The 19,906-nt window shown below is 61.4% G+C and carries 16 protein-coding genes and 1 tRNA gene; 13 read left to right on the forward strand and 4 right to left on the reverse strand.

Annotation, left to right across the window (positions count from 1 at the left end):
• Positions 1–34: 34 nt before the first annotated feature.
• Entirely contained in the window at positions 35–646 is a 612-nt protein-coding gene (locus tag ACODTD_RS26290; RefSeq protein WP_039766632.1) for a trimeric intracellular cation channel family protein, read from the forward strand.
• Here ACODTD_RS26290 and queG read toward each other — a convergent pair.
• On the reverse strand, positions 628–1,707 hold the full coding sequence (gene queG / locus ACODTD_RS26295) for a tRNA epoxyqueuosine(34) reductase QueG (RefSeq protein ID WP_489105362.1): 1,080 nt from the start codon (positions 1,705–1,707) through the stop codon (positions 628–630). The two genes, ACODTD_RS26290 and queG, sit on opposite strands and share 19 nt — an antisense overlap.
• Before the next feature lie 63 nt (positions 1,708–1,770).
• Between queG and ACODTD_RS26300 the strand changes: the two genes are divergently transcribed.
• From ACODTD_RS26300 to ACODTD_RS26355, 12 genes are all read left to right on the forward strand, one after another.
• Positions 1,771–3,270, forward strand: coding sequence for an NAD(P)H-hydrate dehydratase (locus tag ACODTD_RS26300; protein WP_489105363.1), 1,500 nt, complete (start codon positions 1,771–1,773; stop codon positions 3,268–3,270).
• Positions 3,258–3,728 (forward strand): tRNA (adenosine(37)-N6)-threonylcarbamoyltransferase complex ATPase subunit type 1 TsaE, encoded by a 471-nt coding sequence (tsaE, locus tag ACODTD_RS26305; protein ID WP_007950729.1) that lies wholly within the window; start codon positions 3,258–3,260, stop codon positions 3,726–3,728. Before ACODTD_RS26300 ends, tsaE begins: the two co-directional genes overlap by 13 nt.
• A 51-nt stretch (positions 3,729–3,779) precedes the next feature.
• Entirely contained in the window at positions 3,780–5,165 is a 1,386-nt protein-coding gene (locus ACODTD_RS26310) for an N-acetylmuramoyl-L-alanine amidase (protein WP_373423135.1), read from the forward strand.
• Positions 5,162–7,069 carry a DNA mismatch repair endonuclease MutL gene (gene mutL / locus ACODTD_RS26315; RefSeq protein WP_011332182.1) on the forward strand — a complete coding sequence of 636 codons (1,908 nt, stop codon included), beginning with the start codon at positions 5,162–5,164 and terminating at the stop codon, positions 7,067–7,069. Before ACODTD_RS26310 ends, mutL begins: the two co-directional genes overlap by 4 nt.
• Positions 7,069–8,040: a tRNA (adenosine(37)-N6)-dimethylallyltransferase MiaA gene (miaA, locus tag ACODTD_RS26320; protein WP_489105364.1), complete on the forward strand. Its 972-nt coding sequence runs from the start codon at positions 7,069–7,071 to the stop codon at positions 8,038–8,040. Before mutL ends, miaA begins: the two co-directional genes overlap by 1 nt.
• A 93-nt stretch (positions 8,041–8,133) precedes the next feature.
• Positions 8,134–8,394 (forward strand): RNA chaperone Hfq, encoded by a 261-nt coding sequence (gene hfq, locus ACODTD_RS26325; protein ID WP_007902656.1) that lies wholly within the window; start codon positions 8,134–8,136, stop codon positions 8,392–8,394.
• A gap of 12 nt (positions 8,395–8,406) precedes the next feature.
• Complete coding sequence (gene hflX / locus ACODTD_RS26330) at positions 8,407–9,708, forward strand: ribosome rescue GTPase HflX (protein ID WP_085685167.1); 1,302 nt, start codon at positions 8,407–8,409, stop codon at positions 9,706–9,708.
• 96 nt (positions 9,709–9,804) lie between these two features.
• On the forward strand, positions 9,805–10,974 hold the full coding sequence (gene hflK / locus ACODTD_RS26335) for an FtsH protease activity modulator HflK (protein WP_011332185.1): 1,170 nt from the start codon (positions 9,805–9,807) through the stop codon (positions 10,972–10,974).
• The gene (gene hflC / locus ACODTD_RS26340) at positions 10,974–11,843 is read left to right on the forward strand and encodes a protease modulator HflC (RefSeq protein WP_007950723.1); all 870 of its coding nucleotides are present in this window, start codon (positions 10,974–10,976) and stop codon (positions 11,841–11,843) included. Before hflK ends, hflC begins: the two co-directional genes overlap by 1 nt.
• 313 nt (positions 11,844–12,156) lie before the next feature.
• A complete protein-coding gene (locus ACODTD_RS26345) occupies positions 12,157–13,344 on the forward strand; it encodes an ATP phosphoribosyltransferase regulatory subunit (protein ID WP_011332186.1) in 1,188 nt (395 codons plus the stop codon).
• A gap of 54 nt (positions 13,345–13,398) precedes the next feature.
• Positions 13,399–14,688: an adenylosuccinate synthase gene (locus ACODTD_RS26350; RefSeq protein ID WP_007950715.1), complete on the forward strand. Its 1,290-nt coding sequence runs from the start codon at positions 13,399–13,401 to the stop codon at positions 14,686–14,688.
• Between the two features lie 140 nt (positions 14,689–14,828).
• Positions 14,829–16,763 (forward strand): methyl-accepting chemotaxis protein, encoded by a 1,935-nt coding sequence (locus tag ACODTD_RS26355; RefSeq protein WP_039766777.1) that lies wholly within the window; start codon positions 14,829–14,831, stop codon positions 16,761–16,763.
• Positions 16,764–16,803: 40 nt separating this feature from the next.
• Here the strand turns inward: ACODTD_RS26355 and ACODTD_RS26360 are convergent, their stop codons facing one another.
• From ACODTD_RS26360 to ACODTD_RS26370, 3 genes are all read right to left on the reverse strand, one after another.
• Positions 16,804–18,369: an ABC transporter permease gene (locus tag ACODTD_RS26360; protein ID WP_489105365.1), complete on the reverse strand. Its 1,566-nt coding sequence runs from the start codon at positions 18,367–18,369 to the stop codon at positions 16,804–16,806.
• Positions 18,369–19,379, reverse strand: a complete 1,011-nt coding sequence (locus ACODTD_RS26365) for an extracellular solute-binding protein (protein WP_064379104.1) — start codon at positions 19,377–19,379, stop codon at positions 18,369–18,371. The genes ACODTD_RS26360 and ACODTD_RS26365 overlap by 1 nt, the downstream gene beginning before the upstream one ends.
• Before the next feature lie 192 nt (positions 19,380–19,571).
• Positions 19,572–19,658: transfer RNA gene (locus ACODTD_RS26370), tRNA-Leu, on the reverse strand.
• Positions 19,659–19,906: the final 248 nt, after the last annotated feature.

Below are 19,906 nucleotides of genomic sequence, written 5' to 3' on the forward strand. Positions count from 1 at the left end.
GTAGACTGCGCGCCTTCCTGCCAGGATCGCCACCATGTTGCTGATGCTCTACCTCGTCGCCATTACTGCCGAAGCCATGACCGGCGCCCTGTCTGCGGGCCGCCGTGGCATGGACTGGTTCGGCGTGGTGCTGATCGCCTGCGTCACCGCATTGGGCGGTGGTTCAGTGCGCGACGTGCTGCTCGGGCATTACCCGCTGACCTGGGTCAAACACCCGGAATACCTGGTGCTGACGACGATTGCGGCGATGATTACCGTGTTCACCGCACGCTGGATGCGTCACCTGCGCTCGCTGTTTCTGGTGCTCGACGCGGTCGGTCTGGTGGCGTTCACCCTGATCGGCTGCATGACCGCCCTGGAAATGGGCCACGGCATGTTGGTGGCTTCGGTCAGCGGCGTGATCACGGGTGTGTTCGGCGGCATTCTGCGCGACATCTTCTGCAACGACATCCCGTTGATCTTCCGCCGTGAGCTGTACGCCAGCGTCTCGTTCGCTGCGGCGTGGTGCTACATGCTCTGTCTGTTCCTGAATGTGCCGAGCGAACAGGCGATCCTGATCACGTTGTTCGGTGGCTTTCTACTGCGGCTGTTGGCGATTCGCTTCCACTGGGAAATGCCGAAGTTCGTCTATAACGACGCACCTTGACGGTCGGCGTGTTGTTTCAGCGCCCATTCCACATGTTCACGCACCAGTTCTGACGGGTATTCGCGCCGGGCCTTGAGCGCTTCCAGCACTGGAATGCTCGATGGCGCATTACCCAATCCAACCGCCAGATTGCGCAGCCAGCGTTCGTATCCCGCACGGCGCAATGGTGAACCCTCGGTGCTGCTGAGGAATTTGTCTTCACCCCACATAAACAGTTCGGCCAGTTCGGCGTTGTCCAGGTTGTGCCGTGGCTTGAAATCGCTTTCGCCGGACGGGCGGGAGAAGCGGTTCCACGGGCAGCAGATCTGGCAATCGTCGCAGCCGAACACACGGTTACCGATCAGCGGTCGCAGGTCTTCGGGGATGGCGTTCTTCAGTTCGATGGTCAGGTAGGAAATGCAGCGTCGCGCGTCCAGCACGTACGGGCCTACGAAAGCGTTGGTCGGGCAGATGTCGAGGCATGCGGTGCATCGGCCGCAATGTTCGGTGCTATGGGGTTCATCCACCGGCAGGGGCAGGTCGACGAACAGTTCGCTGAGAAAGAAGTAACTGCCGGCCTTGCGGTTCAGCACCAGGGTGTTTTTGCCGATCCAGCCCAGGCCGGCCTGTTCGGCGATGGCCTTTTCCAGCACCGGGGCGCTGTCGACGAAGGCGCGGAAACCGAACGGGCCGATCTCGGATTGAATCCTGTCCGCCAGTTGTTGAACGCGCTTACGGATCAACTTGTGATAATCGCGGCCCAAGGCATAACGCGAGATGTAGGCCTTTTCCGGTTTGGTCAGCAATTGCGCCATTTGCGTGTCGCCCGGCAGGTAGTCCATGCGCAGTGACACCACGCGCAAGGTGCCCGGCACCAGCTCTTCGGGGTGCGAGCGTTTGCTGCCGTGGGCGCCCATGTAATCCATTTCGCCGTGATAGCCGGCCTCGAGCCAGCGTTGCAGGTGCTGTTCATGCTCGGCCAGATCCAGACCGCTGATGCCGACTTGCTGGAAGCCCAGCTCACGACCCCAGTCCTTGATGGATTGGGCGAGGGCAGGCAGATCTGTGGTGATGGCGGACATGAGGCGAGAGAAACCGGAGCTGAGGTGCGTATAATTCTGCCAGACATCGGAGCCCGAAGACGCATGCCGCACACTAAAGATCAATTACCCGACGCACTGTACCGTGCCGCGCAGGTGCGCGAACTCGATGCACGGCTGATCGCCGGGGGCACGCCGGGCTTCGAATTGATGCAGCGTGCCGCCCATGCCACATGGCGCGCGCTGGTGCGCCAATGGCCGGCCTCGAATGAAATGACGGTGTTCGCAGGGCACGGCAACAACGCCGGCGATGGTTATCTGGTGGCGGCGCTGGCCCACCGGGCGGGTTGGCAGGTTCAGGTGCTGGCTGTCGGTGAGCCGCAGCGTTTAAAGGGCGATGCTGCCGTGGCGCACGCCGAAGCCGTGGCCGAGGGTGTCTCGATTGCAGCATGGGATCTGTCCTGCGAGTTGCGCGGCATCGTCGTTGACGCGTTGCTCGGCACCGGCCTGAACGGCGAAGTGCGTGAGCCTTACGCCGCTGCGATTGCGGCGATCAATGCCAGCGGACTGCCGGTGGTGGCGGTCGATATTCCTTCCGGGTTGTGCGCCGATACCGGTCATGCGCTGGGTGATGCAGTGCACGCCGACCTCACCGTGACTTTTATCGGGCTGAAACTCGGGCTGTTCACGGGTGCGGCGGCGGATCACGTCGGCGAACTGCGGTTTAACGATCTGCAGGCCACGGCCGAAAACTTCAGTGACATTCCTGCCGCCGCTCAACGGCTCAGCGCGATTAACCTGCCGCGTCTGGCGGCCCGCGCGCCGGCGGCGCACAAGGGGCGTTTCGGCCATGTGCTGCTGATCGGCGGCGATTACGGTTTTGGCGGAGCGATTCTGCTCAGCACCGAAAGTGCCTTGCGCAACGGCGCCGGGATGGTGTCGCTGGCGACCCGCCCGGAACATGTGCCAGCGGCGTTGAGCCGGGTGCCGGAAGCCATGGTGCTGGGTACTTCTTCGGCCAATCAGTTGATGGGGCTGCTGGAAAAGGTGTCGGTGCTGGTGGTCGGGCCGGGACTGGGGCAGGCCGCTTGGGGAAGGGCGCTGTTGTCGGCCGCTGCCAATGCCTCGCTGCCGCAGGTGTGGGATGCCGATGCGCTGAACCTGCTGGCCCGCGGTTTTGTCAGTTTGCCCAAGGATTGCGTGATCACGCCGCATCCGGGGGAAGCAGCGCGTTTATTGGGGATCAGTACCGCCGAAGTGCAGGCTGATCGTCCCGCGGCGGCGCTGGCGTTGAGCAAAAAATATACAGCGGTGGTGGTGCTCAAGGGCGCGGGCAGTCTGATTGCTCATCCCGATGGTCGTCTGGCGCTTTGTCATCAAGGCCATCCGGCCATGGCCACTGCCGGGCTCGGCGATGTGCTGGCGGGCCTGATCGGCGCGCTGCTGGCCCAGGGCATGGACGGTTTCGATGCCGCGTGTCTGGCGGTCTGGCTGCACGCCAGCGCCGGGGCGCAACAAGGTAAATTCGGCCGTGGGCTGGCGGCCAGTGATCTGATTCCAGCCATTCGTCAGTTGTTGGAGGAGCATGCACCGTGTCTGAAGTAACCCTGTACCTGGCCGATGAACAGGCCATGAGCGACTTTGGCGCACGCATCGCCCGTATCACCCAGGGCCATGGCCTGATCTTTCTCGAAGGCAACCTAGGGATGGGTAAAACCACGCTGTCGCGGGGCATCATTCGCGGCCTGGGGCACGTCGGGGCGGTGAAAAGTCCGACCTTCACGTTGGTCGAGCCCTACGAGATCGGTGACGTCCGGGCGTTTCACTTTGACCTGTATCGCTTGGTCGATCCGGAAGAGCTGGAGTTTCTCGGGATTCGCGACTATTTCGAAGACGACGCCCTGTGCCTGATCGAATGGCCCGATAAAGGTGCAGGCTTTTTGCCAAAGCCTGACCTGACCATTACCATTAGCCCGCAAGACAGCGGACGTTCGCTGACCATTTTATCCCAGGGCTCGCGCGGCGAGGCCTGGTGTGCCGCTTTGGCATTGGAAACCAATTGAATGATGGGGTTAGGTATGCGCTTTCGCGCGTTGGTGGCTGCCGCTGGACTGATGTTGATGGCAGTAACCGTCAACGCTGTGGCCGAGACGAAGGTCAACAGCGTGCGCCTGTGGCGGGCGCCGGACAACACGCGACTGGTGTTCGACCTGACAGGCCCGGTGCAGCACAGCGTCTTCACGCTGACCGCGCCGGATCGTCTGGTGATCGATATCAACGGCGCCACCCTCGGCGCGCCGCTGAATGTGCAGACCGCCAACACGCCGATCACTGCGATGCGTTCGGCCCAGCGCACGCCGACCGACCTGCGGGTGGTCATCGACCTGAAAAAAGCCGTCACCCCGAAAAGCTTCTCGCTGGCGCCGAATGCGCAATATGGCAACCGTCTGGTGGTCGACCTGTTCGATAACCCGGCTGACGCCGCACCAGCGCCTACGCCTGCGTCGACCCCAACGGTTGCGACCGTTCCTGCGGTGCCGGTGACGCCGGCCGAGCCTGCGATCAAACTGCCACCAGCCCCGGCCGGCAAACGCGACATCATCGTGGTCATCGACGCCGGCCACGGTGGCGAAGACCCGGGTGCATCGGGCTCGCGCGGTCAGCGCGAAAAAGACGTGGTACTGCAGATCGCCCGTGAGTTGCAGCGTCAGGTCAACGGCATGAAAGGCTTCCGCGCCGAACTGACCCGTACCGGTGACTATTTCATCCCGCTGCGCGGCCGTACCGAGATTGCTCGCAAGAAGGGCGCCGACCTGTTCGTCTCGATCCACGCCGACGCCGCGCCGTCAGCGGCCGCGTTCGGTGCGTCGGTGTTCGCCCTGTCCGACCGTGGTGCCACTTCGGAAACCGCCCGTTGGCTGGCCGACAGCGAAAACCGTTCCGACCTGATCGGCGGTGCCGGCAACGTCAGTCTCGATGACAAGGACCGGATGCTGGCCGGTGTTCTGCTCGACCTGTCGATGACCGCCTCGCTGACCTCCAGCCTCAACGTCGGCCAGAAAGTCCTGACCAACATTGGCCGGGTCACCCCGCTGCACAAACAGCGCGTGGAACAGGCCGGGTTCATGGTGCTGAAATCGCCTGACATCCCGTCGATCCTGGTGGAAACCGGCTTCATCTCCAACGCCAACGAAGCGAACAAGCTTTCGGCAGCGAGCCACCAGCAGGCGCTGGCGCGTTCGATCAGCAGCGGCGTGCGCCAGTTCTTCCAGCAGAATCCGCCACCGGGCACTTACATTGCCTGGCTGCGCGATTCGGGCAAGATCGCTCAAGGGCCGCGTGACCACCGGGTAGGTCCGGGTGAGACCGTGGCAATGATTGCCGTGCGTTATCAGATTTCGCCGGCCACGCTGCGCAGCGCCAACAATCTGAAAAGCGATGATCTGAAAGTCGGTCAGCACCTGACCATTCCTGGCACCGAACTGGCGTCCAAAGAATGAATCAGGTCCTGAACGCTGCCCGCATCGAACTGCTCAGCCCGCGGCTGGCGAACCAGATCGCCGCCGGTGAGGTGGTCGAACGGCCTGCCTCGGTGATCAAGGAGCTGCTGGAAAACAGCCTCGACTCCGGCGCCAAACGTATCGACGTCGATGTCGAGCAGGGCGGCGTCAAGCTGCTGCGAGTGCGCGACGACGGCAGCGGCATTTCCGCCGATGACCTGCCGTTGGCCCTGGCCCGTCACGCCACGAGCAAGATCCGCAACCTGGAAGACCTCGAGCAGGTGATGAGCCTGGGCTTCCGGGGCGAGGCTTTGGCATCGATCAGTTCCGTGGCACGCCTGACTCTGACCTCGCGCACCCGCGATGCCGATCAGGCCTGGCAGGTCGAAACCGAAGGCCGCGACATGGCACCCCGCGTGCAGCCGGCGGCGCACCCGGTCGGCACCTCGGTGGAAGTCCGTGACCTGTTCTTCAACACCCCGGCGCGACGCAAATTCCTCAAGACCGAAAAAACCGAATTCGATCACCTGCAAGAGGTGATCAAGCGTCTGGCGCTGGCGCGTTTCGACGTGGCGTTCCATTTGCGTCACAACGGCAAGACCATCCTCAGCCTGCATGAAGCTCACGATGATGCGGCCCGCGCCCGGCGTGTGGCGGCGATCTGCGGTTCGGGTTTCCTTGAGCAGGCGTTGCCGATCGAGATCGAACGCAATGGCCTGCATTTGTGGGGCTGGGTCGGTCTGCCGACCTTCAACCGTAGTCAGGCGGACTTGCAGTATTTCTTCGTCAACGGCCGTGCGGTGCGTGACAAACTGGTGGCTCACGCGGTGCGTCAGGCTTATCGCGATGTGCTGTTCAATGGCCGGCATCCGACGTTCGCGCTGTTTTTCGAGGTCGACCCGGCAGCGGTCGACGTCAACGTGCACCCGACCAAACACGAAGTGCGCTTCCGCGATGGGCGCATGGTGCATGACTTCCTGTATGGCACCTTGCACCGTGCCCTCGGCGATGTGCGGCCGGAAGATCAGCTTGCCGGTTCGGTCACCACCGCGATCGTCCGGCCAACCGGCCTTGAAGCCGGTGAGTTCGGGCCGCAGGGCGAAATGCGTCTGGCCGCCAACGCGCTGCTGGAGCAACCGCAGGCGCAACCGGCGTTCAATACAGCTTCGGGCGCCAGCGCTGGCGGCGCTTATCAGTATCAATACACGCCGCGTCCGCAATCGACCGTGCCGGTTGCCGAGGCTCAGGCCGCATACCGCGAGTTTTTTGCGCCGCTGCCCGAGGCCAACGCCAATGCGCTGCCGGCCGGTCAGGAAGACATTCCGCCGCTGGGCTATGCGCTGGCGCAGCTCAAGGGCATCTATATTCTGTCCGAGAACGCCCAGGGCCTGGTTTTGGTGGACATGCACGCCGCTCACGAGCGGATCATGTATGAGCGCCTGAAAATTGCCATGGCCAGCGAAGGCCTGAGTGGCCAGCCGCTGCTGGTGCCGGAATCGCTGGCGGTCAGTCAACGCGAGGCCGATTGCGCCGAAGAGCATGCGGCGTGGTTCCAGCGTCTCGGTTTCGAATTGCAGCGCCTTGGACCGGAAACCCTGGCCATCCGGCAGATCCCGGCCTTGCTCAAGCAGGCCGAAGCTAACCGTCTGGTGGGCGATGTTCTGTCGGACTTGATGGAATACGGCACTAGCGACCGGATCCAGGCGCATCTGAACGAACTGCTCGGCACCATGGCCTGCCACGGCGCGATCCGCGCCAACCGGCGCCTGGCCCTGCCGGAAATGAACGGCCTGCTGCGTGACATGGAAAACACCGAGCGCAGCGGTCAATGCAACCATGGCCGACCGACCTGGACCCAGTTGGGCCTGGACGATCTGGACAAACTGTTCCTGCGCGGTCGTTGATGAGCCAGCTTCCTCCAGCGATTTTCCTGATGGGCCCGACCGCTGCGGGCAAGACCGACCTGGCCATGGAGCTGACCAAGGTGCTGCCGTGTGAGCTGATCAGCGTCGATTCGGCGCTGGTCTATCGCGGCATGGACATCGGTACCGCCAAGCCTTCCAAAGAGCTGCTGGCCGAATTTCCCCACCGCTTGATCGACATTCTCGACCCGGCCGAAGCGTATTCGGCAGCGGATTTCCGCCGTGATGCGCTGGAGGCCATGGCCGAGATCACCGCACGTGGAAAAATTCCACTGCTGGTGGGCGGCACGATGCTCTATTACAAGGCTTTGATCGAAGGTCTGGCCGATATGCCGGCGGCCGATCCCGAAGTTCGTGCGCAGATCGAAGAAGAGGCTGCACGCCTTGGCTGGCAGGCCCTGCACGATCAACTGGCAGCAATCGATCCGGAATCGGCGGCGCGCATCCATCCGAACGATCCGCAACGACTGAGTCGTGCGCTGGAAGTTTACCGGGTCAGCGGTCAAAGCATGACTGAACTGCGGCTGAAACAATCTGTACAAAGTACCGAAGCGGCCGCATCGGGACTGCAACAATTGCCCTATACTGTCGCGAACCTGGCGATTGCTCCAACTAATCGGCAGGTACTGCACGAGCGCATTAAACAAAGATTCACAAATATGCTGGAACAGGGATTCATCGACGAGGTCGTAGCCCTGCGTAATAGAAGTGACCTGCATGCCGGGTTGCCGTCTATACGTGCGGTAGGCTACCGCCAGGTCTGGGACTTCCTGGATGGCAAGCTGACGTCGGCCGAGATGCAGGAACGGGGCATCATCGCCACGCGCCAATTGGCCAAACGCCAGTTCACCTGGCTGCGCAGCTGGAAAGATTTACACTGGCTCGACAGTCTGGATTGCGACAATCTGCCACGCGCCTTGAAATACCTTGGGACGATCTCCATATTGAGCTGAGTCCTTGCAATTGCCGTCTATCCTTGGGGGTGTGGCGGCAAAAGCCATCTGTTTACCTATTTTTTATATTGAATCCTTAAAGGAGTGCGGCACATGTCAAAAGGGCATTCGCTACAAGACCCTTACTTGAATACTTTACGTAAAGAGAAAGTGGGGGTTTCCATCTACCTGGTGAACGGGATCAAACTGCAAGGCACGATCGAATCGTTCGACCAGTTCGTTATCCTGCTGAAGAACACCGTCAGCCAGATGGTTTACAAACACGCTATCTCTACAGTCGTGCCGGTTCGTCCAATTCGTCTGCCAAGCGCAACCGAATCCGAAGCAGGTGACGCTGAGCCAGGTAACGCCTGATAGGAGTCTCCTTTGTTCTTTGAGCGCCACGGTGGTGGTGAACGAGTCATCCTCGTTCACTTGGATGGACAGGACCCTGAGGCGCGCGAAGATCCGCAGGAGTTTCAGGAACTGGCAAATTCGGCTGGCGCCGAGACCGTTGCGTTTTTTAACGTGCCGCGTCATCGGCCAACCGCCAAATACCTGATTGGCAGCGGCAAGGTCGAGGAACTGCGCGACCTGGTCCACGCCGAAGAAGCCGATCTGGTCATCTTCAATCACACCCTTACGCCCAGTCAGGAACGTAACCTCGAACGTGTTTTCGAGTGTCGCGTGATCGACCGTACCGGTCTGATTCTCGATATTTTCGCCCAACGCGCCCGTACCCATGAGGGCAAGCTCCAGGTCGAACTGGCTCAGCTTGACCACATGAGCACCCGGCTGGTTCGCGGCTGGACTCACCTTGAGCGTCAGGGTGGCGGTATCGGCATGCGCGGCCCGGGTGAAACCCAGCTCGAAACCGACCGACGACTGCTGCGGGTTCGCCTGCGTCAGATCAAGGGCCGGCTGGAAAAAGTGCGCAGCCAGCGCGAGCAGTCGCGGCGCGGCCGCTCGCGCGCGGATATCCCTACCGTGTCTCTGGTGGGATACACCAACGCCGGCAAGTCCACACTGTTCAATAACGTGACCAAGTCCGAGGTGTACGCGGCTGACCAGCTGTTCGCCACGCTCGACCCGACCCTGCGCCGTCTGGATCTGGACGACCTGGGGCCGATTGTCCTGGCCGACACCGTGGGCTTCATCCGCCACTTGCCGCACAAACTGGTCGAGGCATTTCGGTCTACGCTCGAAGAGTCGAGCAACTCCGACCTGCTGTTGCACGTGATCGATGCGGCCGAACCGGATCGCATGTTGCAGATCGAGCAGGTGATGGTGGTGCTGGGCGAGATCGGTGCCCAGGACTTGCCGATCCTCGAGGTCTATAACAAACTCGATTTGCTTGAAGGCGTTGAGCCACAAATCCAGCGCGATGAAAACGGCAAGCCCCAGCGGGTCTGGCTGTCGGCGCGTGATGGCACCGGTCTGGAATTGCTCGAGCAGGCGATTGCCGAGTTGTTGGGCAGCGACCTGTTCGTGGGGACCTTGCGCTTGCCTCAACGGTTCGCGCGTCTGCGTGCGCAGTTCTTCGAACTGGGCGCGGTACAGAAAGAAGAACACGATGAAGAAGGGGTCAGCTTGCTGGCCGTTCGATTGCCACGCTCGGAGCTCAATCGACTGGTGAGTCGTGAAGGCGTTGTGCCGACGGAGTTCATCGAGCAACACACTTTGCAATAAAAGCCTGACAAAGCGGTTGTGCCGCAACGGCAGGCATTCTGTAGCATTGGTCGGCGCGCCGTGGGTGCGTCTTTGCTTTATCAGATGGAGAGCGCTATGGCTTGGAATGAGCCGGGTGGCAACTCGAACAATCAGGATCCTTGGGGTGGCAAGCGTCGCAACAACGGCGACCGCAAGGGACCGCCGGATCTCGACGAGGCCTTCCGAAAGCTGCAGGAAAGCCTGAACGGGTTGTTCGGTGGTGGAAAAAAACGCGGTGATGACGGTGGTGGCTCGGGCAAGAGCGGCGGCTTCGGCGGCCTGCTCGGCATCGGCCTTGTCGTGCTGGCGGCCGTCTGGCTGTACAGCGCGGTGTATGTCGTGGACGAGCAGGAGCAAGCCGTGGTGCTGCGCTTCGGCAAGTACTACGAGACTGTCGGTCCCGGCCTGAACATCTACTTCCCGCCGATCGACAAGAAGTACATGGAGAACGTCACGCGTGAGCGTGCCTACACCAAGCAGGGCCAGATGCTGACCGAAGACGAGAACATCGTCGAAGTGCCGCTGACCGTGCAGTACAAGATCAGCAACCTGCAGGACTTCGTGCTGAACGTCGACCAGCCGGAAATCAGCCTGCAACATGCGACCGACAGTGCGCTGCGCCATGTGGTGGGCTCCACCGCGATGGACCAGGTGCTGACCGAAGGTCGTGAGCTGATGGCCAGCGAGATCAAGGAGCGCCTGCAGCGCTTCCTCGATACCTATCGCACCGGTATCACGGTCACCCAGGTCAACGTACAGAGCGCAGCGGCACCGCGTGAAGTGCAGGAAGCCTTCGATGACGTGATCCGCGCCCGTGAAGACGAGCAGCGTTCGCGCAACCAGGCTGAAACCTACGCCAACGGCGTGGTGCCGGAAGCCCGTGGTCAGGCCCAGCGTATCCTCGAAGATGCCAACGGTTACCGTGACGAAACGGTCTCGCGCGCCAAGGGTGAGGCGGATCGCTTCACCAAACTGGTTGCCGAGTATCGCAAGGCGCCCGAGGTCACTCGTCAGCGTCTGTACCTGGACACCATGCAGGAAGTCTTCAGCAGCACCAGCAAGGTACTCGTGACCGGCAACAAGAACGGCCAGAGCAACCTGCTTTACCTGCCGCTGGACAAGATGATTCAGAACAGTTCGGGCAGCAATGCACCGGTCACCGGTTCGGCTGCCGCCAGCAACAACACGGACGCTACGCCGCATGTCACTGACCTGCCACAGTCGCGTACAAGGGAGACCCGCTGATGAGCAATAAATCGCTGATCGCCCTGATCGTTGGCGTTGTTGTGGTACTGGTTGGCTGGAACTGCTTCTACATCGTCGCTCAGACCGAGCGCGCGGTGTTGCTGCAATTCGGTCGCGTGGTTCAGGCTGACGTTCAGCCGGGTCTGCATGTGAAGGTGCCTTACGTTAACCAGGTGCGTAAATTCGACGCACGTCTGATGACGCTGGATGCGCCGACGCAACGCTTCCTGACGCTGGAAAAGAAAGCCGTGATGGTCGATGCCTACGCCAAGTGGCGCGTGAAGGATGCCGAGCGCTTCTACACCGCAACGTCCGGCCTCAAGCAGATCGCCGACGAGCGTCTGTCCCGTCGTCTGGAATCGGGTCTGCGTGACCAGTTCGGTAAGCGCACCCTGCACGAAGTGGTGTCGGGTGAGCGCGATGCGCTGATGGCCGATATCACCGCGTCGCTGAACAAGATGGCGGAAAAAGAGCTGGGTATCGAAGTGGTCGATGTCCGGGTCAAGGCCATCGATCTGCCGAAAGAAGTGAACCGCAGCGTGTTCGAGCGCATGAGCACCGAGCGTGAGCGTGAAGCTCGCGAGCACCGCGCCAAGGGTAACGAGCTGGCCGAAGGCATCCGTGCCGACGCCGATCGTCAACGCCGTGTGCTGCTGGCTGAAGCCTATCGTGAATCCGAAGAGATTCGCGGTGACGGTGATGCCCAGGCCGCTGCGATCTACTCCAAGGCCTACGGTCAGGATCAGGAGTTCTACGGTTTCTACCGTAGCCTGCGTGCCTACCGTGAAAGCTTTGCGAACAAATCCGACGTCCTGGTCCTCGACCCAAGCAGCGACTTCTTCCGTTACCTGGAAAAGTCCAAGCCTTGATACGACGTTGACCTGAATCATTCCGCCCGGCGGCTAAAACCTCGGGCGGGGTGATCCTTTGGGAAAACGTGTGTATGATGCGGCAGCCGGGAAATTCCCGGCTTTTTTGCGTCTGCACGTTTGATTGCTGTTTTTGTTGCAGAAGATCGGGTTGAATGGCCCGACAGTTTTTCGAGGAAAGTGATGGGCGAAGCCGGTAACAGGCCTTTCGCCGCGTCGTTCATGCGCGTGCGTTTTGAACGGGCCGGTCATTTTCTGCTTCACTCAAGGCTCGCCCTCGGGCTGGCCGCCCGGATCTAAGGGGAATGGCGTAATGGCAACGGTAGACCGCTGGCTGCTGCCAGATGGCATCGAAGAAGTACTGCCACCGGAAGCGGCGCGCATTGAAGTCGCGCGTCGTCAGGTGTTGGATCTGTTCCAGAGCTGGGGTTACGAGTTCGTCGTGACTCCCCATATCGAGTACCTGGAATCCCTGCTGACCGGCGCGGGCCAGGACCTGGATCTGCGTACCTTCAAGGTCATCGACCCGCAATCGGGCCGGCAGATGGGTTTCCGTGCCGACATCACGCCGCAAGTGGCGCGCATCGATGCGCACACCCTGCGTCGCGAAGGCCCGAGCCGTCTTTGCTACGCCGGCAGCGTGCTGCATGCCCAGCCGCGTGCCTTGTCGTCCTCGCGCAGCCCGATCCAGTTGGGCGCCGAGTTGTACGGCGATGCCAGCCCGAGCAGCGACGTCGAAGTCATCAGCCTGATGCTGGCCATGCTGCAACTGGCCGATGTGCCGGACGTGCACATGGACCTCGGGCATGTCGGCATCTACCGCGGTCTGGCCCAGGCGGCCGGTCTGTCGGGTGAAGTCGAGCAGCAGTTGTTCGATGCGTTGCAACGCAAGGCCATCGACGAGGTCATTACCTTGACCGAAGGCCTGCCGGCCGATCTGTCCGGCATGTTACGCGCGCTGGTCGACCTGTGCGGCGGCCGTGAAGTACTGAGTGCTGCCCGCGAGCGTCTGGCCAATGCGCCGGCGCCAGTACTGGCGGCGCTGGAAGATTTGCTGGCGATCGCCGAGCGTCTGTCGGTGCGTTTCCCGGAGCTGCCGCTGTACTTCGACCTCGGCGAGCTGCGCGGTTATCACTACCACACCGGTGTGGTGTTCGCGGTGTTCGTGCCGGGTGTTGGCCAGTCCATCGCCCAGGGCGGTCGCTACGACGACATCGGCGCCGACTTCGGTCGCGCCCGTCCGGCCACCGGCTTCTCCACCGATTTGAAAACCCTGGTGACCCTGGGGCGTGCTGAGATCGAGCTACCGTCTGGCGGTATCTGGATGCCTGACAGTACGGATGCGGCACTCTGGCAGCAGGTTTGCCAGTTGCGCAGTGAGGGTCAGCGTGTCGTTCAGGCATTGCCTGGACAACCTTTGGCCGCCGCCCGTGATGCGGACTGCGACCGGCAATTGATCCAGCAGAACGGGCTTTGGCAAGTATCGCCACTGGCTTCTTGAGTTTTCCTGCCGGCTGACGCCGGCACCAAGTTTGCGCGAATGAGGACAAGTGTTATGGGTAAGAATGTCGTAGTCCTGGGCACCCAATGGGGTGATGAGGGCAAAGGCAAGATCGTTGATCTGCTGACCGAACATGCTGCCGCCGTAGTGCGCTACCAGGGTGGCCACAACGCCGGTCACACTCTGGTGATCGATGGTGAAAAAACCGTCTTGCACCTGATCCCGTCGGGCGTGCTGCGCGAAGGCGTGCAGTGCCTGATCGGCAACGGCGTGGTGGTTGCACCTGACGCCCTGCTGCGCGAGATCACCAAGCTGGAAGAGAAAGGCGTACCGGTGCGCGAGCGCCTGCGTATCAGCCCTTCCTGCCCGCTGATCCTGTCCTTCCACGTGGCGCTGGACCAGGCCCGTGAAAAGGCCCGCGGCGAGCTGAAGATCGGTACGACCGGTCGCGGCATCGGCCCGGCTTACGAAGACAAGGTTGCACGTCGTGGCCTGCGTGTTGGCGACCTGCTCAACATGCCGCGCTTTGAAGACAAGCTGCGTGAACTGGTGGACTACCACAACTTCATGCTGGTCGGTTACTACAAAGAGCCTGCCATCGAGTACGAAAAGACGCTGGCCGAGTGCAAGGAATACGCCGAGCTGCTCAAGCCGCTGATGCTGGACGTGACTGCCGAGCTGCACGACCTGCGTCGCGCCGGCAAAGACATCATGTTCGAAGGCGCCCAGGGTTCGTTGCTCGACATCGACCACGGCACCTACCCGTACGTGACCAGCTCCAACACCACCGCGGGTGGCGTGGCGACCGGTTCGGGCGTTGGCCCGATGTTCCTGGATTACATCCTGGGCATCACCAAGGCTTACACCACTCGCGTAGGTTCGGGTCCATTCCCGACCGAGCTGTTCGACGAAGTCGGCGCGCACCTGGCCAAGCAAGGTCACGAGTTCGGTGCTACTACCGGCCGTGCCCGTCGTTGCGGCTGGTTCGACGCCGTTATCCTGCGTCGCGCTATCGATGTGAACAGCATCTCGGGCATCTGCCTGACCAAGCTGGACGTACTCGACGGCCTGGAAACCATCAACATCTGCACCGGCTACAAAGACGCGCAAGGCAACGCTGTTGCCCCGACTGACGCTGACAGCTACGTAGGCCTGCAGCCTGTGTACGAAGAAGTGCCAGGCTGGACCGAATCGACCGTGGGTGCCAAAACCCTGGAAGAGCTGCCGGCTAACGCTCGTGCCTACATCAAACGCGTTGAAGAGTTGATCGGCGCGCCGATCGACATTATTTCGACGGGCCCGGACCGCAACGAAACCATCGTTCTGCGCCATCCGTTCGCTTGATAAGTCGTTGATGTAAAAACACAAAGGCCCCTTCATCGGGGCCTTTGTCGTTTATGCCTGTTGGACGGCATGACCTTTGCTGTGATTCTGTCTACAAGAGTGCCATCAAATTAATGGCGTCAGACGTAGAGGGATTCAAAGTGTCAGCCGTTCTCTCACTGTTACAAAGCCGTCTGTTGCGGCCCGTGTTCGTTACCCTTGGTATCGCTCTTTTGGTGCAAGTGCTGGTGGCCGTCGCCCTGACGCGGAGCACCGTCACCGCGCTGGAAGCCGATCTCGGCACTCGCCTGGGCGCCGACAGCCAGAAGTTGTCCGGTGAGCTGGAGCAGGCCGGGCGTGAAGTCACGTCGAGCCTCGACAATCTCTCCTCAAGTACCCGTCAGCGTCTTACCGCCGGTCTTTCCTCGCGTCTGAAGGAAGAGCAGGCGCAGCTGCGTGCGACTCTGGAAAAAGACCTGAAGGATTCGGCCAATGACATGGCCCAGTTGCTGGCCTCGGTGGCGCCTCGCGCCATGTGGGACAGCGACGTGCCGACCCTGTCCGAATTCGCCCGCCGGGCCCAGCGCAATCCCAACGTGCTGTTCGTGGTGTATGACGACGCCACCGGCCAGCATCTGACCCGCTACCTCAACCGCGAAAACCCGATCAACAAGGCTCTTTTGGAAAAGGGTCAGGGCGAGCGGGCGCTGGATAAAGTGCTGGATGCGGCGAAGAACGATCCGTCGGTCTACTACCTTGAAGCTTCGATCAATCCCAATGGCGTGGAAATCGGCAAAGTGCTGATGGGCGTCTCGACCGCCTCGGTTGAAACCGATCTGGCGGCGCTCGATCAGCGCTTCACGGCGTTGATTGCCAGCAGCGATCAACTGGTCGGTGACAGCCTCAAGGGCGCCGCTGCCGACAGCGCCACCGCCATGCAGGCTCGCCTGCAATCGGCGCAGTCCACCGCCGCCGAAATGAAGGCCAACACCACCAGTACCGTACAGGACGCAGCAGCAACCCTGCGCTGGCGCATCGGCATGGGTCTGGCGCTGGTCGGTGCCGGGGTGTTGTTGCTGCTGGCGGTGGTGCTCGGTCATCGGGTGGTCAATCGCCTGAAAATGCTCAACGCCGCCATGGATGATCTGGCCGCCGGCGAGGGCGATCTGACCAAGCGTGTGCAGATCAACAGCAAGGATGAGATCGGCGACATGGCTTCGGCGGTCAATCGCTTTGTGGACAAGTTGCAGCCGATCGTGCGCGAGGCCGGGGATGTGGCTCAGCGTACCGGTGTGGAAATCGGCGCCATGACCCTGCGCAACGCCGGTGCCGATGCGGCGGCCGGGATGCAGCGTGATGAAGTGGCCGAAAGTCTGCGGGCCCTGTCGCAAATGGCCGATGAAGCGCAATCGGAAAGCCATGCGATGCAGGCCGCGTTGAAACAGGTGGTGGATATTCGGCAGGCCACCGACGAGAACACTCGCACCTCGGCCAAGGTCGGCAGCCTGATCGAGGCGCTGGCGGGGCAGGTCGATACCGGGGCGAAAGTCATCGAGCGGCTGGCGCAGCAGAGCGAGCAGATCGAAGTGGTGCTGACGGTGATTCACGGCATCGCCGAGCAGACCAACCTGCTGGCGCTCAACGCGGCCATCGAAGCGGCCCGGGCCGGCGAGACCGGTCGCGGGTTTGCGGTGGTGGCGGATGAAGTCCGGGCGCTGGCGAGCAAGACCCAAAGCTCGACCGGGGACATTCAAGCGCACATCGTGGCCCTGCAGCAGGGCGCCCGTGAAGCGGTCGAGGCGATCGGCCAGGCCGGGCGCCAGGCCAGCGAAGGTTTGCTGGTGCTGCGTGACAGTGCGCGGTTGCAGCAATCGGTGCAGGCGTCGGTCGAGCAGGTGCATGCGGCGATTGGCCTGGCGACTCAGGCAGCGGCGCATCAGGCGCAGGGCGCGCAGGCTGTGCGTGGGCGGGTCGAAACGATTCATGCCCAGGCCGAGAAAGCCGCTCAGGCCGTGGTCGAGACCACGGCCAGCGGCAAGGTGCTGGATGGTCTGGCGGCGCAGCTCAAGGCCAGTCTGGGGCAGTTCCGAGCCTGATACCGCGGGCAAAAAAATCGCAGCCTCGGCTGCGATTTTTTTATCGGCTCAAATACATCCGGGTGGTCAGTAGGTAGACGGGCAATCCCGACACCACAATCAACAACGCCGCATAAGGCGCTGCGGCTGCGAACTCGACATTCGCGGTGTGGGCCCAGACTTCGGTCGCCAATGTGTTGAGCCCCGTCGGACTCAGCAGCAGCGTCGCCGTCAGTTCTTTCATGGCATCCAGAAACACCAGCGCAAACGCTGCGCCCAGCGCCGGGAAGATGATCGGCAAGGTCACTCGGCAGAACGCCGTGAACGAAGATGCACCCAGCGTGCGGGCGGCTTCTTCGAGTTGCGGTGCGGCCTTGTTCAGCGCCGTGCGGATCGGCGCTTGAGCCAGCGGCAGAAACAGCAGCGCGTAAGCGATCAGCAATAGCGCGGAGGTCTGGTACAGCACCGGCACGTAATGCAGGGCGAAATACACCAGCGTCAGCGCGATCACCAATCCCGGCAGGGCGTGCAGCAGATAGGGCAGGCGCTCGGCCCAGATCGCCAGTTGGCCTTTGTAGCGCACCACCAGCAACCCGACCGGCACCGCCAGCACCAGGCACAATCCCGCGCCACCCAGCGACAGCGCCAATGACGACAGCAAGGCTTCGGTGATCGCCGCAATCGGGAATGCCGCTGACGATCCCACGGCAAGCCAGTAAGCCAGCATGCCCAGCGGAATCCCGCTGCCGACAATCGCCAGCATCAGGCAATACAGCTGACCGGCAATCGCCCAAGGCCCGAGTCGCACTTGTTCGGCCCGACGCGCCGCGCCCTGGCCAGTGCGCACATGACGGCCCTTGCCGCGCACGCGCAACTCCAGCCACAACAGCATCAGGCACAGCGCCAGCAATACCGCCGACAGCATTGCCGCGTTGGCATTGCTGAATTCCAGTTCGAATTGCTGATAGATCGCGGTGGTGAAAGTTTGCAGGCCAATGATCGACAGTGCGCCGAACTCCACCAGCATGTGCAATGCAATCAGCAATGAGCCGGCCAGAAGCGAAGGCCAGAGCAGGGGCAGGGTGACGCGGAAAAACACGCCCCAGCGATTCTGTCCCAAGGTGCGAGCCGACTCTTCAAGGGCTGGATCAAGATTGCGCAGCGTGGCGGCCACCGGCAGAAAGATCAGCGGATATTTCGACAGGCTCATCACCAGGATTGCCCCGCCGAGGCCTTCGAACTGCGCACTGAGCGAAACCCAGGTGAAGCTGCTGACGAATGCCGGCACCGCGAACGGCAGGCAAAGAATCACGCCCCACAGTCGTCGGCCCGGCAGATTGCTGCGCTCCAGCAACCAGGCCAGCGACAGACCGATCACGCCGCAAGTTACCGTTACGCCGACCATCAGCGCCAGCGTGTTGCGCAGCAGGCTGAACACATACGGGCGCCACAGCAAGTGCAGCGCCTCGGACCAGCCGGCCTGCCAGGCTTTGAGCCCGACATAGGCCAGCGGCAACAGGCTCATGACCACCAGCAACAACACCGGCAGCACCAGCCAGATTGACGGCCGCTTGCGCCGTGGCACGTAACCCCCGCGTGTAGCGGGGGCGGATAACGATGCGGTCATCAGTTCAGGCCAACTTCGCGTTCCAGCTCCAGCGCTTCTTCGGCATTACCGAGATCGGCCGGCGTGACATCCGGTGCTTCCAGTTCGCTGAATGGCTTGAGGCCGCGATCCGATTCCATGCCTTTGTGCAGCGGGTACTCGGCGGTGGTCTGGGTGATCACACGCTGACCTTCTTCGCTGGCCATGTAGGCGAGGAATTGCTGGGCTTCTTTTGGATGTTTGCTGGATTTCAGCACGGCTGCGCTGGACACGGTGATCAGGCCACCGACATCGCCGCCGGTGAAGTAATGCAGTTTGGAATCAAGCTTGCCTTTCTCTCGCTGCAGGGCGAACCAGTAATAGTTGTTTACCAGCACCGTGGCGACTTCGCCGTTTTCCACAGCCTTGAGGGCGACCATGTTGTTGCTGTAGGTCTTGCCGAATGCGCGCAGGCCGGTCAGCCATTCTTCGGCGGCTTCGCGGCCGTGCTTTTTGATGATTGCCACGGCCTGTTCCTGGAATGCGCCGCTGGTCGGGACGAAGCCGACCTTGCCTTGCCACTGCGGATCGGCGAAATCCAGCACCGATTTCGGCAAATCTTTTTCGTCGATCAGTTTCGGGTTGAAGGCCACCACGCGAACCCGGGCGGTCACTCCGATCCAAGTGCCGTTACCGGCGACGTATTCTTTCGGCAGAACGGCCAGGGTCGCGTCGTCAGCCTTGGCCAGCAGGCCTTGTTCGCCGAGGTTGTTCAGCGGCGGGGATTCTTCGGTGTAGATGACGTCGGCGGGGGAGCGGTCGCCTTCTTCGATGATCTGGCTGGCCAGCTGATTGCTGCTGCCCTTGCGCACGTTGACGTGAATGCCGGTCTTGGCTTCGAAGGCTTTGGCGATCGCGTCGCCGACTTCCTTGTGTTGACCGTTGTAGAGCGTCAGGGAAACCGCGTCGGCAGCCTGGGTGAGGGGGGTGGCGAGTGCCAGGCCGAGCAGGGTGAAGGTCAAGCCGCGGCGCAGGGTATTTCGAAACATCATTCGCAGGGTTCCTCACTGTCGCATTGCAAAAACTTGCAACAATGATAAACGATATTGTTTCTCAAGTGCGCTTTGCGAGGAGAGGTAGTGTTTGCCAGGTGTCGGCTCTCAAGCTTTTCCAAACCCCGGAAACGCAAAAACCCGCTTTCGCGGGTTTTTGTGAGATTCAAGATCGTGACCTTGAATTTGAATTGGTGCCCAGAAGAAGACTCGAACTTCCACGACCGTAAGGTCACCAGCACCTGAAGCTGGCGTGTCTACCAATTTCACCATCTGGGCTTCATCTTCAGCGTTGCCGCTGTTGATGTGGCGCACTATACGGAGCGCCTTTTGATCTGTAAACCCCTGATTTGATTTTAATAAATCAATTTCAGAAAAAGTCCGGGGCGCAGAATGCAAAAAACCCGCTTTCGCGGGTTTTTGTGTGAGTCTTGAAACTGATCTAGTCTCAAACTCGAAATTGGTGCCCAGGAGAAGACTCGAACTTCCACGACCGTAAGGTCACCAGCACCTGAAGCTGGCGTGTC

Source organism: Pseudomonas sp. FG35 (assembly GCF_057809295.1).

Excerpts from the sequence above, each read along its gene's own strand:
- ACODTD_RS26290 (WP_039766632.1), top strand. The coding sequence starts at position 35 with ATGTTGCTGATGCTCTACCTCGTCGCCATTACTGCCGAAGCCATGACC.
- queG (WP_489105362.1), bottom strand. The coding sequence starts at position 1,707 with ATGTCCGCCATCACCACAGATCTGCCTGCCCTCGCCCAATCCATCAAG.
- ACODTD_RS26300 (WP_489105363.1), top strand. The coding sequence starts at position 1,771 with ATGCCGCACACTAAAGATCAATTACCCGACGCACTGTACCGTGCCGCG.
- ACODTD_RS26310 (WP_373423135.1), top strand. The coding sequence starts at position 3,780 with ATGTTGATGGCAGTAACCGTCAACGCTGTGGCCGAGACGAAGGTCAAC.
- mutL (WP_011332182.1), top strand. The coding sequence starts at position 5,162 with ATGAATCAGGTCCTGAACGCTGCCCGCATCGAACTGCTCAGCCCGCGG.
- miaA (WP_489105364.1), top strand. The coding sequence starts at position 7,069 with ATGAGCCAGCTTCCTCCAGCGATTTTCCTGATGGGCCCGACCGCTGCG.
- hfq (WP_007902656.1), top strand. The coding sequence starts at position 8,134 with ATGTCAAAAGGGCATTCGCTACAAGACCCTTACTTGAATACTTTACGT.
- hflK (WP_011332185.1), top strand. The coding sequence starts at position 9,805 with ATGGCTTGGAATGAGCCGGGTGGCAACTCGAACAATCAGGATCCTTGG.
- hflC (WP_007950723.1), top strand. The coding sequence starts at position 10,974 with ATGAGCAATAAATCGCTGATCGCCCTGATCGTTGGCGTTGTTGTGGTA.
- ACODTD_RS26345 (WP_011332186.1), top strand. The coding sequence starts at position 12,157 with ATGGCAACGGTAGACCGCTGGCTGCTGCCAGATGGCATCGAAGAAGTA.
- ACODTD_RS26350 (WP_007950715.1), top strand. The coding sequence starts at position 13,399 with ATGGGTAAGAATGTCGTAGTCCTGGGCACCCAATGGGGTGATGAGGGC.
- ACODTD_RS26360 (WP_489105365.1), bottom strand. The coding sequence starts at position 18,369 with ATGACCGCATCGTTATCCGCCCCCGCTACACGCGGGGGTTACGTGCCA.
- ACODTD_RS26365 (WP_064379104.1), bottom strand. The coding sequence starts at position 19,379 with ATGATGTTTCGAAATACCCTGCGCCGCGGCTTGACCTTCACCCTGCTC.